The organism is Streptomyces sp. UNOC14_S4, from assembly GCF_020740835.1.
In the GTDB taxonomy this organism is placed as follows: Bacteria; Actinomycetota; Actinomycetes; order Streptomycetales; family Streptomycetaceae; genus Streptomyces.
Genome location: NZ_JAINFC010000027.1, coordinates 11054 through 29541, shown reverse-complemented (window position 1 = coordinate 29541; position 18488 = coordinate 11054). Strand labels below are relative to the sequence as shown.

General features: G+C 73.0%; 1 protein-coding gene. It reads right to left on the bottom strand.

All coding sequences use genetic code 11. The features are described from left to right. The coding region (locus K6I34_RS04580) for a type I polyketide synthase (protein WP_374230799.1) at positions 1-18399 on the bottom strand (18399 nt) is incomplete at its 3' end. Between the last annotated feature and the right edge of the window lie 89 nt (positions 18400-18488).

The window sequence follows — 18488 nt, the reverse complement described above, 5'->3', positions numbered from 1 at the left end:
CTCAGGAAGCTCCAGAGCCACCACCCGGCCCAGACCCCAGGACATCGCCTGCGCGGGATCGACCAGACCGTCGGAACGGCCCACCGACACCGCACCACGCGTAGCCAGCCACACCGGCGCATCGACCTCGGCGTCGCCGAGTGCCTGCACCAGGGCGACGTTGCTCAGCAGCCCCGTACGCGCATCCCCGACGGCCAGCAGCGAGAACACACCCGCCACCGATCCGTCACCGACCTCGGCGAGCAACCGCTCGGCGAGGCCCACGCGATCGCACCCGGCAACCGGCCGGACCACTCGGGCGTCGGCACCGGACTCGGAGAAGACCCGTGCGACGGCGTCGGCCCACAGGGTCTCCCCTTCCGGGGCGACAACCAGCCACACGCCGGACAGCACACCGGCCGCGGGGACGGCCACCGGCTTCCAGGACGCCCGGTAGCGCCAGCCGTCCACGGTCGACCGCTCGGCCTGCTGGTGCCGCCACGAGGACAGCGCCGGAAGCAGCGCCTCCAACGCGCCCTCGGCCTCGGCCTCCACCCCCAGGGTGGAGACGAGCGAGGCGAGATCCTCGCGCTCCACGGCCTCCCAGAAGTGGTCCGTGCCGTCCGTCGAGGCAGAGGCGGCAGAGGCGGCAGCAGCGGGCCGCATGTCCAGCCAGTAGCGCTGCCGCTGGAAGGCGTACGTCGGCAGGTCCACGCGGCGCGCGCCCGTACCGGCGAAGAACGCCGCCCAGTCCGGGGCCGTGCCCCGAACGAACAGCCGCGCGAGCGCGCCAACCGCCGTCTCGGCTTCCGGGCGGCCCTTGCGGAGGGCGGAGACGAAGGCCGGGTCGTCGCCGGTGACGCAGTCCTGCGCCATGGCGGTCAGGACACCGTCGGGGCCGAGCTCGACGAAGGTGGTGACGCCGTGCTCTTCGAGAGCGCGGATGCCGTCGAGGAAGCGCACGGCCTCGCGGACGTGACGGACCCAGAAGTCGGCCGAAGTGATCTCCTCCGCGGAGACCAGAGCACCCGTCAGGTTCGAGACGATCGGGATACGCGGAGCTTCGTACGACAGGCCCTCGGCCACCGCACGGAAGTCGTCCAGCATCGCGTCCATACGCGGCGAGTGGAACGCGTGAGAGACCGTCAGACGCTTGGTCTTACGACCCTGCGCCTCAAAACCGGCGGCAATCGCAACAGCCGCGTCCTCATCACCAGCAATCACCACCGACTGCGGACCGTTGAGAGCCGCGATGCTGACGCCCTCCGTCAGCAGCGGCAGAACCTCGTCCTCCGACGCCTGGACGGCAATCATCGCGCCACCGGCCGGAAGCTCCTGCATCAGACGACCACGAGCCGCCACCAACTTCGAAGCATCAGCGAGGGAAAGCACCCCGGCCACATGCGCCGCAGCAAGCTCACCAATCGAGTGACCCGACAGGAAGTCCGCCTTGAAGCCCCACGCCTCGACGAGACGGAACAGCGCCACCTCGACGGCGAACAGCGCAGGCTGCGTGAAACCGGTCTGGTCCAGCAGCTCGGCATCCTCACCGAAGACAACCGCCTTCAGCGGACGCTCCAGATGCCCGTCCAGCACATCGCACACCGCATCGAACGCCTCCGCGAACACCGGGAACGCGTCATACAACTCACGGCCCATCCCCAGCCGCTGGCTCCCCTGACCCGTGAACAGGAACGCCGTCCTACCACCGGCCACCGAGCCCTCGACAACGCCCGCCGCCGACTCACCGCGCGCCAGCGCCTCCAGGCCCCGGAGGAAGCCCTCGCGGTCCTGGGCGACGAGCACCGCGCGCTCTTCGAAGACCGATCGGCCCGTCGCCAGCGAGTGACCGACGCCGACCGCGTCGAAGCCCTCGCCGTCCGTGCCGTCCTCGCTGCCCATGCCGTCCTCGCCGGACAGCAGCTGGTCGCGGAGGCGCCTGGCCTGGTCGCGCAGGGCGCCCTGGCCGGTGGCCGAGAGCGGCCACGGCACGACCGGCAGCGGGACAAGCGGGACATCGGCCGTGTCCGCGGCCGGTTCCTCGGCGGGGGCCTGCTCGATGATGGTGTGCGCGTTGGTGCCGCTGATACCGAAGGACGACACGCCCGCACGACGCGGACGGCCCGTCTCCGGCCACTCCACCGACTCGGTGAGCAGCGAGACCGCGCCCGCCTCCCAGTCGATCTTCGGCGAGGGCTCGTCGACGTGCAGGGTCCGCGGGAGCACGCCGTGCCGCATCGCCATGACCACCTTGATGATCCCGGCGACACCGGCGGCGGCCTGCGTGTGTCCGATGTTGGACTTGATCGACCCCAGCCACAGCGGCTGGTCCGCCGACTTCTCCCGGCCGTACGTGGCCAGCAGCGCCTGGGCCTCGATCGGGTCGCCCAGCGTCGTACCCGTACCGTGCGCCTCGACCAGGTCCACGTCGGCCGCCGTCAGACCGGCTCCGGCCAGCGCCGCGCGGATCACGCGCTGCTGCGCGGGTCCGTTCGGAGCCGTCAGGCCGTTGCTCGCGCCGTCCTGGTTGACCGCCGAGCCGCGCACGACCGCCAGCACCGGGTGGCCGTTGCGGCGCGCGTCCGACAGCCGCTCGACGAGCAGCATGCCCGCGCCCTCGGACCAGCCCGTACCGTCCGCCGCGCCCGCGAAGGACTTGCAGCGGCCGTCGGTCGACAGGCCGCGCTGGCGGCTGAAGTCGATGAAGGTCTCCGGGGTCGCCATCACCGCCACACCACCGGCCAGGGCCAGCGAGCACTCGCCGTTGCGCAGCGCCTGGATCGCCCAGTGCAGGGCGACCAGCGACGACGAGCACGCCGTGTCGATGGTGACCGCCGGGCCTTCGAGGCCGAAGGTGTACGCCACGCGGCCGGAGGCGATACTGCCCGCGTTGCCGGTGCCGATGTATCCCTCGACGCCGTCCGGTATGCCGTCCATGCCGGTGACGTAGTCGTGGTACATGACGCCCGCGAAGACACCGGTCTTGCTGCCACGCAGGGTGGCCGGGTCGATGCCCGCCCGCTCGAACGCCTCCCACGACGTCTCCAGCAGCAGGCGCTGCTGCGGGTCCATGGCAAGGGCCTCACGCGGCGAGATGCCGAAGAACGCCGCGTCGAAGTCGGCGACGTCGTGCAGGAAGCCGCCCTCACGGGTGTACGACGTGCCCGCGTGGTCGGGGTCCGGGTGGTAGAGCGCGTCCAGGTCCCAGCCGCGGTCGGTGGGCATGCCCGAGATGCCGTCGCCGCCGGTGGCGACGAGCCGCCACAGCTCCTCGGGGGTGCGCACCCCGCCGGGGAAGCGGCACCCCATGCCGACGATCACGATCGGGTCGTCGTCGGTCGGCACGAGGGCCGCCGACGTGACGACGGGCGCGGTGACGGCGGCCGCCGACGCGGTGTCCAGCAGTTCGTCCCGCAGGTGCCCGGCGAGGGCGACGGGCGTCGGGTAGTCGAAGACGAGGGTCGCGGGAAGGCGCAGCCCGGTGACGGTCTTGAGGTCGTTGCGCAGCTCGACGGCGGTGAGCGAGTCGAAGCCCAGCTCCTTGAAGGCACGCGTGGCGTCGACGGCCTCCGGGCCCGCGTAGCCGAGCACAGCCGCCACCCGGCCGCTCACCAGCTCCAGCAGCGCGGCGTCCTGTTCGACGGCCGTCGGCAGCGCGCGCAGCCGCTGGGCCAGCGAGGAGCCGTCGGCGGCCGCGGCCGCGACGGCAGCGCGCCGTACCGGCACCCGTACCAGTCCGCGCAGCAGCGCCGGTACGGAGCCGGTGTCGTTGGCCTCGGCGCGCAGGCCCGCGTGGTCGAGCCGCATCGGGAAGAGCACGGTGCCGCCGTCCGCGCGGGCGGCGTCGAAGAGCGCGAGCCCTTCCGCCTCGGCCAGCGGGGCGACGCCGCCGCGGGCGATGCGCCGCAGGTCGGTGCTCTCCAGCTTCCCGGCCATGCCGTGGCCGCCCCACAGGCCCCAGGCCAGCGCGGTCGCCGGCAGGCCCTGGGCGGTCCTGTGCTGGGCCAGGGCCTCCAGGAAGGCGTTGGCGGCCGCGTAGCCGGCCTGTCCCGGGGCGCCGAACGCGGCGGCCGCGCCGGAGAACAGCACGAAGGCGGCCAGGTCCAGGTCGCGGGTCAGGTCGTGGAGGTTGAGCGCCGCGTCGACCTTGGGGCGCAGCACGCCCGCGACGCGCTCCGGCGTCAGCGAGCCGATGACGCCGTCGTCCAGCACACCGGCGGTGTGCACCACGCCGGTCAGCGGGTGCTCCGTCGGCACTGCCGCGAGGACCGCCGCGAGCGCGTCGCGGTCGGCGACGTCGCACGAGGCCCACGTCACCGACGCGCCGGCTTCGGCGAGTTCGGCCGTCAGCTCCGCCGCGCCGGGTGCCTCGGCACCCCGGCGGCTCACCAGCAGCAGGTTCCGTACGCCGTGCTCGGCCACCAGGTGCCGGGCGAAGAGACCGCCCAGCTGGCCACCGGCACCGGTGATCAGGACGGTGCCGTCGGGCGCGAACTCCGGTGCCCCGTGGACCCCTTCGCCCTCGTCCGCGACCGGCACCCGGGCCAGCCGCGGCGCCAGGGCCGCGCCGTCACGCAGCGCCAGCTCCGGCTCGTCCACGGCGAGCGCGGCGAGCAGGTTGCGGTACGAGGACGGCCGCCCGTCCATGTCGAGCAGCGTCAGCCGGCCGGGGTTCTCCGACTGCGCGGAGCGGAACAGCCCGCGCGCCGCGGCCCGCGGCAGGTCGACGAGGCCCGCTCCGGCCTTCGTCTCCACCGCCTCGCGCGTCAGCAGCACGAGCCGCGACTCGGCCAGCCGCTCGTCGCCCAGCCAGGAACGCAGCAGGTCGAGCGTGCCCAGGGTGGCGGCGTGCACGGCGGCGGCACCGGCCGCGGCGGCCTCGCCGCCGCTGATGAGGACGGTGTGCGGTACGGGGGCGCCGGCGTCGAGGGCCGTGAGCATCACCGGCAGATCGTGGTACGCGTTCAGCCGGATTCCGGCCCCGAACGCGGCCTTGAGCTCGTCCAGTTCGGCGGTGTCGGCGCCCAGTACGGCCCAGTCGCCCGTCGCGGTGCCCACCGCGGGCACGGGGACAGCGGACCAGTCGAGCCGGAACAGCGACTCGTGCAGGCCGCTCCGGGCGGCGCGCACCTGCTCGGCGGAGGCGGCGCGGAGCGCCACCGACTCGACCGTGGCGACCGGCGCTCCGGTGGCGTCGGCCACGAGCAGCGCCACGGAGTTCTCCGACTGCTCGGTCAGCCGCACCCGGAGGGTACCCGCGCCGGCGGCCAGCAGCTGTACGCCGTTCCACGCGAAGGGCAGCAGCGCGCCTTCGGCCAGCGCGGCCTCGCGGTCCGGGCTGTCCAGCCCGATGACGTGCAGGGCGGCGTCGAGCAGTGCGGGGTGCAGACCGAACCGGTCCGCCTCCGCGCCCCGGACGCCCGGGGTCTCCTCGGCCGTCGGCAGCACGACCTCGGCGAAGAGGTCGGCGCCGAGCCGCCAGGCGCTCGTGAGCCCCTGGAACACCGGCCCGTAGCCGAGACCCGCCCCGGCCAGTTCCTCGTAGAGGCCGTCGACGGAGATCGCGGAGGCGCCCTGCGGCGGCCACACGGCGAGGTCGGCGGGCGCGGTCGCGGCGGCGGGCGTAGCCAGCACACCGGTGGCGTGCCGGGTCCACGGCTCGGTCGCGAGCGCGTCCTGGCGGCGCGAGTGCAGGCTGAAGGAGCGGCGGCCGGACTCGTCCGGGCCGCCCACGACGAGCTGGAGCTGCACCGCGACCCGCTCCGGCAGGACCAGCGGCGACTCCAGCGTCAGCTCGTCCAGCCGCTCGCAGCCGACCTGGGCACCGGCGTGCAGCGCCAGTTCGACGAAGGCGGTGCCTGGCAGCAGCACGGTGTCCATGACGGCGTGATCGGCCAGCCACGGGTGCGTACGGGTGGCCAGCAGCGCGGTGAACAGGAAGCCGTCGGCGTCCGCCAGCGGCACCGCCGCGCCCAGCAGCGGGTGGTCCGTTCCGCCCAGCCCGATCGCCTCGGGGTCCCCGGCCGTGAGGGTGGCGGCGGGCCAGTAACGCTGTCCCTGGAAGGGATACGTCGGCAGCAGGGCCGGTTCGATCCGGCGGGCGCCGGTGGACGCGTAGTACGCGGCCCAGTCCGGCGTCACACCACGGACGTGCAGCCGGGCGACGGCCTGCGCCAGCGCTTCCGCCTCGGGACGGCCCTTGCGGAGCGCGGAGACGAACGCCGGGTCGTCGCCGGTGACGGAGTCCTGCGCCATGGCGGTGAGCACGCCGTCGGGGCCGAGCTCGACGAAGGTGGTGACGCCGTGCTCTTCGAGGGCGCGGACGCCGTCGAGGAAGCGGACGGCCTCGCGGACGTGCCGGACCCAGAAGTCGGGGTCGGTGATCTCCTCGGCGGAGACGAGGGAGCCGGTGAGGTTGGAGACGATCGGGACGCGGGGGGCCTCGTACGACAGCGTCTCGGCGACAGCGCGGAAGTCGTCCAGCATCGCGTCCATACGGGGCGAGTGGAAGGCGTGACTCACCGTCAGGCGCTTGGTCTTGCGGCCCTGCTGCTCGAACGTCGCGGCGATCTCGACGGCCGCGTCCTCGTCACCGGCGATCACCACGGACTGCGGACCGTTGAGAGCGGCGATGCTCACGCCGTCGGCCAGCAGCGGAAGAACCTCGTCCTCCGACGCCTGGACGGCGATCATGGCGCCACCGGTCGGCAGGGCCTGCATCAGGCGGCCACGAGCCGCCACCAGCGTGCACGCGTCCTCCAGCGACAGCACACCGGCGACGTGCGCGGCAGCAAGCTCACCGATCGAGTGACCGGAGAGGAAGTCAGCCTTGACGCCCCACGCCTCGACGAGACGGAACAGGGCGACCTCAACCGCGAAGAGGGCGGGCTGCGTAAAGCCGGTCTGGTCCAGCTCCGCCGCGTCCTCGCCGAACACCACATCCTTCAGCGGACGCTCAAGATGCGCGTCGAAGTGCGCACAGACCGCGTCCAAGGCATCCGCGAACACCGGGAACGCGCCATACAGCTCACGCCCCATCCCAAGCCGCTGGCTGCCCTGCCCCGTGAACAGGAACGCCACCTTGCCCTCGACGACCGAACCCTCAACCAGACCCACCGCCGACGCACCACGCGCCAACGCCTCAAGACCGGCAAGCAGTTCATCCCGGCCCCCCGCCGTCACCACCGCGCGCCGCTCCAGCGCGGCACGGCCGGTGGCCAGCGAGTGGGCGAGGTCGAGCAGCTGCGTCTCGGGCTGCTCCTCGATGAACGAGCGGACCTGGGCAGCCTGTTCGGCCAGTGCCTCGGCGCTCTTGGCGGACAGGACGAGCTGCGGCGGGGCGGCCGACGTCGCCGCCTCCGGAGCGTCGCCCTCGGCGACGGGCGCCTGCTCGATGATCGTGTGCGCGTTGGTACCACTGATACCGAAGGCCGACACACCCGCACGACGCGGACGGCCGGTCTCCGGCCAGTCGACGGTTTCGGTCAGCAGCGCGATCTCTCCGGCCGACCAGTCGACGTGCGGGGTCGGCGCGTCCACGTGCAGGGTCATGGGCAGCACGCCGTGGCGCATCGCCATGACCATCTTGATGACACCCGCGACGCCCGCCGCGGCCTGCGTGTGACCGATGTTGGACTTGATGGAGCCCAGGTACAGCGGCTGGCCGCTGTCGCGCTCCTGGCCGTACGTGGCCAGCAGCGCCTGCGCCTCGATCGGGTCGCCCAGAGTGGTGCCCGTGCCGTGCGCCTCGACCGCGTCGACCTCGGCGGCCGACAGGCCGGCACTGGCCAGGGCCTGACGGATGACCCGCTGCTGCGACGGACCGTTCGGCGCCGTCAGACCATTGCTCGCACCGTCCTGGTTGACCGCCGAGCCACGGACGACCGCCAGCACCGGGTGACCGTTGCGCTGAGCATCCGACAGCCGCTCCACGAGCAGCATGCCGACGCCTTCGCCCCAGCCCGTACCGTCCGCCCCGGCCGCGAACGCCTTGATACGGCCATCGGCGGCCAGGCCGCGCTGGCGGCTGAAGTCGATGAAGTTCTCGGGGGTGGACATCACCGTCACGCCACCGGCCAGTGCCAGCGAGCACTCGCCCTGTCGCAGCGCCTGAATCGCCAGGTGCAGGGCGACCAGCGACGACGAGCACGCCGTGTCGACCGTGACCGCCGGGCCTTCGAGACCGAAGGTGTAGGAGAGCCGACCGGAGACGACGCTGGCGGCGTTGCCCGTACCCAGGTGGCCCTCAAGCCCCTCGGGCGCCTTCATCAGAAGCGACAGGTAGTCCTGGCCGTTGGTGCCCGCGAAGACGCCGACCTGCTGACCGCGCAGCGCGACCGGGTCGATCCCGGCCCGCTCGAACGCCTCCCACGACGTCTCCAGCAGCAGCCGCTGCTGCGGATCCATCGCCAGCGCCTCACGCGGCGAGATCCCGAAGAACGCCGCATCGAAATCCGCGACGTCGTAGACGAAACCACCCTCACGCGTGTACGTCGTCCCCGCATGATCCGGATCCGGATGGAACAGCGACTCCAAGTCCCAGCCACGATCCGCCGGGAACTCCCCCACCGCATCCTGACCAGCCGTCAGCAACGCCCACAACCCCTCGGGCGAACGCACCCCACCCGGGAAACGGCAACTCATCGCCACGATAGCGATCGGATCGTCATCCACCGCAACCGACGGGACGGCCGGGACAGCGCCCGACGCCGAGTCGAGATCGCCCAACAGCTCCGCGCGCAGGTGACCGGCGAGCGCGACTGCGGTCGGGTAGTCGTAGACCAGTGTCGAGGAGAGCCGCAGCCCCGTCGCCGCGTTCAGACGGTTGCGCAGCTCGACCGCGGTCAGCGAGTCGAAACCCAGCTCCTTGAACGCGCGGCCGGCCTCGACCGCGTCGGCGCCACTGTGCCCCAGCACCTCGGCGACCTGCGTACGCACCAGCTCCAGCAGAGCCTGCTCGCGCTCCACCTCGGCCTGTCCGGCCAGCCGCTCGGCCAGGGTGCCGCCGCCGGTGGCGGCCGTACGAGGAGTCCCGGCGGTGGTGGGCTCCGTACGGGCGGGGGTCAGCTCGGCCAGCAGCGTGCTCGGCCGGACAGTGGTGAAGCCGGGGGCGAAGCGCTCCCAGTCGATGTCCGCGACCGTGACCGCGGTCTCGTCCAGGTCCAGCACGCGCTGGAGCGCGGCGATCGCCGACTCGGGCGCCATCGGCGGGACACCGTCGCGGCGCATGCGCTGCTCCAGCGCCTCGTCGGCGGCCATACCGCCCTCGGCCCACGGACCCCACGCGACCGACGTCGCGGGCAGCCCCTCGGCCCGACGCCGCTCGGCGAGCGCGTCCAAGTAGGCGTTGGCAGCCGCGTAGTTGCCCTGCCCCGCCGCGCCCACCGAACCGGCGATCGAGGAGAAGAGGACGAACGCCGACAGGTCCAGATCCCGCGTCAGCTCGTCCAGAGCGACAGCCGCATCCACCTTCGCGCGGAGGACGGTGGCGAAGCGCTCGGGGGTGAGCGCGTCCAGCACGCCATCATCGAGCACACCGGCCGCGTGGACGACAGCGGTCAGCGGCAGTTCGGCAGGAAGCCCCGCCAGCAGCTCGGACAGCGCGTCGCGGTCGGCCACGTCGCACGCGGCGACCGTGACCCGAGCACCCAACGCGGTGAGCTCGTCACACAGTTCGGCCGCACCCGGCGCGTCCAGACCACGACGGCTCGTCAGCACCAAGTGCTCGGCACCCTTGCCCACCAGCCAACGGGCGACATGGGCGCCGAGTGCTCCCGTACCGCCTGTCACCAGGACCGAGCCACTGCCCGGCGTCCAGCTGTCGCCGGTCGTGGCAGGAGCGGAAGCCCACACCAGCCGACGCCCGAACACACCCGACGCACGAACAGCCGCCTCATCCTCGGCCCGGCCGGACAGCAACCCGACCAGCCGCGCCAAAGCCCGCCCGTCCGCCATCTCCGGCAGATCGACCAGACCACCCCAGCGCTCGGGAAGCTCCAGAGCCACCACCCGGCCCAGACCCCAGGACATCGCCTGCGCGGGATCGACCAGACCGTCGGAACGGCCTACCGACACCGCACCACGCGTGCCCAGCCACACCCGCGCATCGACACCGGCATCACCCAGCGCCTGCACCAGAGCGACGTTGCCCAGCAGCCCCGTACGCGCATCCCCGACGGCCAGCAGCGAGAACACGCCCGCCACCGGTCCGTCACCGACCTCGGCGAGCAACCGCCCGGCCACAGAAGCACGGTCACCATCGGCGCCCAGCTCGATCACCCGGGCCTCGGCACCGGAATCGGACAGCACCCGCTCCACCGCATCGGCCCACAGGGTCTCCCCCTCCGGGGCGACAACCAGCCACACGCCGGACAGCACACCGGTGAGCCGCTCGGTCACCGGCTTCCAGCGGGCCCGGTAGCGCCAGCTGTCCGCCACCGCGCGGTCCTGCTGCTGTCGCCGCCACGAGGACAGGACGGGCAGGACGTCGGCCAGCGACAGATCGGGGTCGACGTCGAGTTCGGCCACGAGAGCGGACAGGTCGCCGCGCTCCACCACGTCCCAGAAACGCTCGTCGACGACACCGCGCGACACGGCCTCGGGAACAGCCGCAGCGGGCTCTTCCGAGAGCCAGAAGCGCTCGCGCTGGAAGGCGTACGTCGGCAGGTCGACGCGACGGGCGCCGGTGCCCGCGTAGTACGCGGCCCAGTCCGGCGTCACACCCTGCACGTACAGTCGGGCGACGAAGAGGGCCAGCGCTTCCGTCTCCGGGCGGCCCTTGCGCAGGCCGGCCACGAACGCGGCCTCGGCGCCGGTGACGCAGTCCTGCGCCATGGCGGTGAGCACGCCGTCCGGACCCAGCTCGACGAACGTGGTGACGCCCTCGGCCTCCAGGGTGCGCACACCGTCCACGAAACGCACGGCTTCACGGACGTGACGGACCCAGAAGTCAGCCGTAGTGATCTCCTCCGCGGAGACCAGAGCACCCGTGAGGTTCGAGACGATCGGGATACGCGGGGCCTCGTACGACAGCGTCTCCGCCACCGCACGGAAGTCCTCCAACATGCCGTCCATACGCGGCGAGTGGAACGCATGAGAGACCGTCAGACGCTTCGTCTTACGACCCTGCACCTCAAAACCGGCCGCGATCGCCACGGCCGCGTCCTCGTCACCGGCAATCACCACCGACTGCGGGCCGTTGAGAGCGGCGATGCTGACGCCGTCGGTCAGCAGCGGCAGGACTTCGTCCTCCGACGCCTGCACCGCGATCATCGCGCCACCGGCCGGAAGCGCCTGCATCAGACGACCACGAGCCGCCACCAGCTTCGAAGCATCCGCCAGCGACAGCACACCAGCCACATGCGCAGCAGCCAGCTCACCGATCGAATGACCGGAGAGGAAGTCCGGCGCGATACCCCACGCCTCGACGAGACGGAACAGCGCCACCTCGATCGCGAACAGCGCGGGCTGCGTGAAACCGGTCTGGTCCAGCAGCCCGGCGTCCTCGCCGAACACCACGTCCTTCAACGGACGCTCAAGATGCGCGTCGAAGTGCGCGCAGACCGCGTCCAGGGCATCCGCGAACACCGGGAACGCGTCATACAGCTCACGCCCCATCCCAAGCCGCTGGCTCCCCTGCCCCGTGAACAGGAACGCCACCTTGCCCTCGACGACCGACCCCTGAACCAGACCCGCCACCGACGCACCACGCGCCAACGCCTCCAGCCCGGCAAGCAGTTCATCCCGGTCACCCGCCGTCACCACCGCGCGGTCCTCCAGCGCGGCACGGCCGGTGGCGAGGGAGAAGGCGAGGTCTGCGGCATCCAGCTCGGGATCGGCTCGGAGGTGGTCGGCCAGTCGGGCGGCCTGGGAGCGCAGAGCGCCGGTGCCCTTGGCGGACAGCGTCCACAGCGGCGCCGCGTGCTCCGCACCCGGAAGCCCCTCGACCGACGCCGTCTCGACCGACTCCTCGTCAGCCGGGGCCTGCTCGATGATCGTGTGGGCGTTGGTGCCACTGAGGCCGAAGGACGACACACCCGCGCGGCGCGGACGGCCGGTCTCCGGCCACTCCACCGACTCGGTCAGCAGCGAGACCGCGCCCGCCGACCAGTCCACGTGCGGCGTCGGCGCGTCCACGTGCAGCGTGCGCGGCAGCACACCGTGCCGTATGGCGAGCACCATCTTGATGATGCCCGCGACACCGGCGGCGGCCTGCGTGTGGCCAATGTTCGACTTCACCGATCCGAGCCACAGCGGCTGGTCCGCGTCCCGCTCCTGGCCGTACGTGGCCAGCAGCGCCTGCGCCTCGATCGGGTCACCCAGAGTGGTACCCGTGCCGTGCGCCTCGACCGCGTCGACCTCGGCAGCCGACAGACCGGCACTGGCCAGGGCCTGCCGGATCACCCGCTGCTGCGACGGACCGTTCGGCGCCGTCAGACCATTGCTCGCACCATCCTGGTTGATCGCCGAACCCCGCACGACCGCCAGCACCGGGTGACCGTTCTTGCGCGCGTCCGACAGCCGCTCCACGAGCAGCATGCCGACACCCTCACCCCAGCCCGTACCGTCCGCCCCGGCCGCGAACGCCTTGATACGGCCGTCCGTGGCCAGACCGCGCTGGCGGCTGAAGTCGACGAACGCTTCGGGGGTGGACATCACCGTCACACCACCGGCCAGGGCCAGCGAGCACTCACCGTTGCGCAGCGCCTGGACCGCCAGGTGCAGGGCGACCAGCGACGACGAGCACGCCGTGTCGACGGTCACCGCCGGGCCTTCGAGACCGAAGGTGTACGACACCCGGCCCGAGACCACGCTTGCCAAGTTGCCCGTGCTCAGGTGGCCTTCGAGCCCCTGGGGCGGGGTGGAGACCAGATCGACGTAGTCCTGGCCGTTGGTGCCCGCGAAGACGCCGACCTGCTGACCGCGCAGCGCGACCGGGTCGATCCCGGCGCGCTCGAACGCCTCCCACGACGTCTCCAGCAGCAACCGCTGCTGCGGGTCCATCGCCAGCGCCTCACGCGGCGAGATCCCGAAGAACGCCGCGTCGAAATCCGCGACGTCGTAGACGAAACCACCCTCACGCGTGTACGTCGTCCCCGCATGATCCGGGTCCGGATGGAACAGCGACTCCAAGTCCCAGCCACGATCCGCCGGGAACTCCCCCACCGCATCCTGACCAGACGTCAGCAACGCCCACAACCCCTCGGGCGAACGCACCCCACCCGGGAAACGGCAACTCATCGCCACGATCGCGATCGGATCGTCATCCACCGCAACCGACGGCGCCACCGCGGCGGCACCCGACACCGAGTCGAGATTGCCCAGCAACTCGGTACGCAGGTAGGCGGCGAGCGCGTCCGACGCCGGGTAGTCGTAGACCAACGTCGAGGAGAGCCGCAGACCCGTCGCCGCGTTCAGACGGTTGCGCAGCTCGACCGCGGCGAGCGAGTCGAAACCCAGCTCCTTGAACGCGCGGCCGGCCTCGACCGCGTCGGCGCCACTGTGCCCCAGCACCTCGGCGACCTGCGTACGCACCAGGTTCAGGAGCGCCCGGTCCTGCTCGGCCGGGGAGAGACCGGTCAGCCGCTCGCCCAGGGGGGACGTCACATCGGCGTCGGTGACGACACGGGCGCCGCCCGTGGCACCGGCACCGGCCGGGCCGCGGTCGGCTTCGGCCAGGTCCGTGAGGAGCGGGCTGGGCCGGACCGCGGTGAGGGTCCGGGTGAAGCGCTCCCAGTCGATGTCCGCGACCGTGAGCGTGGTCTCGTCCAGGTCGAGGGCCTGCTGCAGTGCGGCGATCGCGGGCTCGGGTGCCATCGGGGGCATGCCCTCGCGGCGCATGCGCTGCTCCAGCGCCCCGTCGGAAGCCATACCGCCCTCGGCCCACGGACCCCACGCGACGGACGTCGCAGGCAGACCCTCTGCCCGGCGACGCTCCGCCAGCGCGTCCAAGTAGGCGTTGGCAGCCGCGTAGTTACCCTGGCCCGCCGCGCCCACCGAACCGGCGATCGAGGAGAAGAGCACGAACGCCGACAAGTCCAGATCCCGCGTCAGCTCGTGCAGATTCCACGCCGGGACGGTCTTCGCGCGCAGCACCCGTGCCACCCGCTCGGCGTCCAGCGCGTCCAGCACGCCGTCGTCCAGCACACCGGCCGCGTGCACCACGGCCGTCAGCGGCAGTTCGGCGGGCAGGCCCGCCAGCAGCTCGGACAGCGCGTCGCGGTCGGCCACGTCGCACGCGGCGACGGTGACCCGCACGCCGCCCGCGGTCAGCTCGTCACGCAGTTCCGCCGCACCGGGCGCATCCGTACCGCGGCGGCTCACGAGCACCAGGTGCTCGGCGCCCCGCGCGGCCAGCCAGCGGGCCACGTGCGCGCCCAGCGCGCCCGTACCGCCCGTGACCAGCACCGAGCCGGTGCCCGGCGTCCAGTCGTCACCGGTCGTGGCGGGAACAGTGGCAGGAACGGCGGCCCGTGCCAGCCGACGCCCGAACACGCCCGACGCGCGGATCGCGACCTGATCCTCGGCGCCCGTCGTGCCGACGCCCGTACCGGTGCCGCCCAGCACTCCGGCCAGCCGGGCCAGTACGCGGTCGTCCAGCGTCTCCGGCAGGTCGACCAGGCCGCCCCACCGCTCGGGGAGCTCCAGGGCCGCCACCCGGCCCAGGCCCCACACCAGGGCCGCCGCCGGGTCCACCGGCGCGTCCGACCGGCCGACGGACACCGCGCCGCGGGTCAGCACCCACAGCGGCGCCTCGACGCCCGCGTCGCCCGCCGCCTGTGCCAGCACGACCGTACGCAGCAGCCCGGCCTCACCGCCGGACTGTTCCACACCGACGCCCGGCAGCAGCAGCACGCCCGCCACCGGGCCGTCCCCGGCCGCCGTACGCAGCCGTTCGGCCACGCTCGCGCGGTCGTCCTCGTCGCGCTGCTCGACCAGGGTGGCCTGGGCGCCCCGCCCGGCGAGCATCCGGACGATGCCGTCGGCCAGTTCGCCGTGGCCTCCGTCTTCCGGGGTGACGACGAGCCAGGAGCCGTTCAGCGTGCCCGAGTTGGTGGAGCGGTCGGTCAGCGGCTTCCAGAGGGCGCGGTAGCGCCAGCCCGCGACCGTGGCGCGCTCGGCGCGCTGCCGCCGCCAGGAGGACAGGGCGGGCAGCGCGGCGCTCAGCGACAGCTCGGGGTCGACGTCGAGCTCGGCGGCGAGCGCGCTCAGGTCGCCGCGCTCCACCACGTCCCAGAAGTGCTCGTCGACGACACCGTGCGACACGGCCTCGGTCCCGACCGCCGGGGAGGCCATCCAGTACGACTGGCGCTGGAAGGCGTAGGTGGGCAGGTCGACGCGGCGGGCACCGGTGCCGGCGTACGCGGCGTTCCAGTCGGCCTTCTTGCCGCGGACGTACGCGCGGGCCACGGCCAGCGTCAGGGTCTCGGTCTCCGGGCGGGAGGCGCGCAGCACGGTGGCGTACGCCGTGTCGGCGGCGTCGGGCAGGCAGTCCTGGGCCATGGCCGTGAGCACGGCGTCGGGGCCCAGCTCCAGGAAGGTGGTGGCGCCGCGCTCGGCGAGGGCGCGCACGCCGTCCAGGAAGCGCACCGCGTCGCGTACGTGCCGCACCCAGTACTCGGGCGAGCACAGCTCCTCCGCCGTGGCGGGCCGGCCGGTGACGGTGGAGACGACGGGGATGCGCGGCGGCGCGTACTCCAGCGCCTGGGCCACGCGCCGGAATTCGTCGAGCATGCCGTCCATGAGCGGCGAGTGGAAGGCGTGGCTGACCGTGAGCGCCTTGGTCTTGCGGCCCTGCTCGCGGAGGGCGGCGGCGATCCCGTTCACCGCGTCCTCGTCGCCGGAGACGACCACGGAGGCGGGCCCGTTGACGGCGGCGATGCCGACGCGGTCGCGGTCGCGGTCGTCCAGCAGCGGCAGCACCTCCTCCTCGGACGCCTGGACGGCCACCATCGCGCCACCGGCGGGCAGTTCCGCCATCAGGCGGCCGCGGGCGGCCACGAGCGCGCAGGCGTCCTCCAGCGACAGCACCCCGGCGACGTGGGCGGCCGCCAGCTCGCCGATGGAGTGGCCGGCGAGCAGGTCGGGGCGCACTCCCCACGACTCCAGCAGGCGGTAGAGGGCGACCTCGACGGCGAACAGCGCGGGCTGGGTGTAGTCGGTGCGGTCGAGCAGGTCGGCGTCGGCGGTGCCGGGCTCGGCGAAGAGGACGTCCAGCAGCGGGAGTTCGAGCTGCTCCTCCAGGTGCCAGGCGGCGTCGTCCAGGGCGTCGGCGAAGACGGGGTACGTCTCGTAGAGCTCGCGGCCCATGCCGAGCCGCTGGCTGCCCTGTCCGGTGAACAGGAACGCCAACTTTCCGGCGGCCGGGGTGCCCTGGACCACGGCCGGGGAGTGGCCGCCGGCCGCGAGGGCGCGCAGCGCGTCCTGGAAGCCCGTACGGTCGTCGGCGACGAGCACGGCGCGGTGCTCGAAGACGGCGCGGGTGGTGGCCAGGGAGTGGCCGATGTCGGTGAGGGCGAGCTCCGGGTCGGCCTCCAGGCGCGCGTGGAGCCGCTCGGCCTGCTCGCGCAGCGCGGCCCCGGTCTTGGCCGACAGTGTCCAGGGCAGAGCGCCGGGGCGGCGCTCCGCGGGCTCCTCAGCGGCCTCTGCGGCCTCGGCGGGGACGTGTCCCGTGGGCTCGTCGGTGGCCTCGGTGGCCTCGGCGGGCTCCGACGGCGGCTGTTCGATGATGGCGTGGGCGTTGGTGCCGCTCATGCCGAACGAGGAGACACCGGCACGGCGGACCCGCTCCTCGGTCCGCGGCCAGTCGCGGGCCTCGGTCAGCAGCTCGACGTCACCGGCCGACCAGTCGACGTGCGGGGTGGGCGCGTCGACGTGCAGGGTGCGCGGCAGCGTCTCGTGCCGCATCGCCATGACCATCTTGATGATGCCGCCGACACCGGCGGCGGCCTGGGTGTGGCCGATGTTGGACTTGAGCGAGCCGAGCCACAGCGGCTGTCCCTCGGGCCGGTCCTGGCCGTAGGTGGCGAGCAGGGCCTGGGCCTCGATCGGGTCGCCCAGGGTGGTGCCGGTGCCGTGTGCCTCGACCGCGTCGACGTCGGCGGACGTCAGCCCGGCGTTGGCGAGGGCCTGGCGGATGACGCGCTGCTGGGCGGGGCCGCTGGGGGCCGTGAGGCCGTTGCTGGCGCCGTCCTGGTTGATGGCGGTGGAGCGGACGACCGCGAGGACCTGGTGGCCGTTCCTGCGGGCGTCGGAGAGGCGCTCGACGAGGAGCATGCCGACGCCCTCGCCCCAGGCGGTGCCGTCGGCGGCGGCGGCGAACGGCTTGCAGCGGCCGTCGGGGGCCAGGCCGCGCTGGCGGCTGAAGGCGATGAACGAGCCGGGGTTGGCCATGACGGCGGCGCCGCCGGCCAGGGCGATCGTGCACTCGCCGGTGCGCAGGGCCTGGACGGCCAGGTGCAGGGCCACCAGCGAGGAGGAGCACGCGGTGTCGACAGTGACGGTGGGGCCTTCGAAGCCGAAGGTGTAGGCGATGCGGCCGGAGGCGACGCTGGCGGCGTTGCCGGTCACCAGGTAGCCCTCGAAGCCCTCTTCGGCCTCGTGCAGGCGCGGGCCGTAGTCCTGCTGCTCGGCGCCGACGAACACGCCGGTACGGCCGCCGCGGAGCGTGGCCGGGTCGATGCCCGCGCGCTCGAAGGCCTCCCAGGACGTCTCCAGCAGCAGGCGCTGCTGCGGGTCCATGGCGAGGGCCTCGCGCGGCGAGATGCCGAAGAACGCCGGGTCGAAGTCGGCGGCGTCGTACAGGAATCCGCCTTCGCGGGTGTAGGAGGTGCCTGCCCGCTCCGGGTCGGGGTCGTAAAGGCCCGCGATATCCCAGCCGCGGCCCGCGGGGAATTCGGATATGGCGTCCCGGCCGTCGGCGACTATTTCCCAGAGTTCTTCAGGGGAGCGCACGTCGCCGGGAAAGCGGCAGCTCATTCCGACGATGACGACGGGCTCGCCGTCGTCGAAGGAGGAGGCGGCAGCGGCGGATTCCGCGGCCGCGCCGGGCGCGTCGGCGAAGCCCAGCCCGGCCAGCACGTGATGGGCGAGCCGCGCGGGGGTGGGGTGGTCGAAGGCGAGCGTCACCGGCAGCCGCAGCCCGGTGGCGGCGGTCAGCCTGCTGTGCAGGTTGACCGCGGCGATCGAGTCGAAGCCCAGGTCCTGGAAGGGGCGGTGCGGGTCGAAGGGGCCGGGAGCGGTGTCCCGCTGCGCGGCCGTGACCAGTTCGCCGACCCATTCCAGGATCGCCTCGGCACGCCCGTCCTCGGGCAGGTCAGCGAGCCTGGCCCGCCACGACGGCACCGCGCCGGGACCGTCGTCCCGCATTCCGGTGCTCTCGGGCGTGAAATCCTCGGACTCACTCATCATCGCGCGCCCCATAACCCTGCAGACATAAATCAAGACTGTGCGCCAGCCTTGCACAGGGCGGGTCCCCCAGATACCCCTTCAAACCCCCTACGGACCCCTAG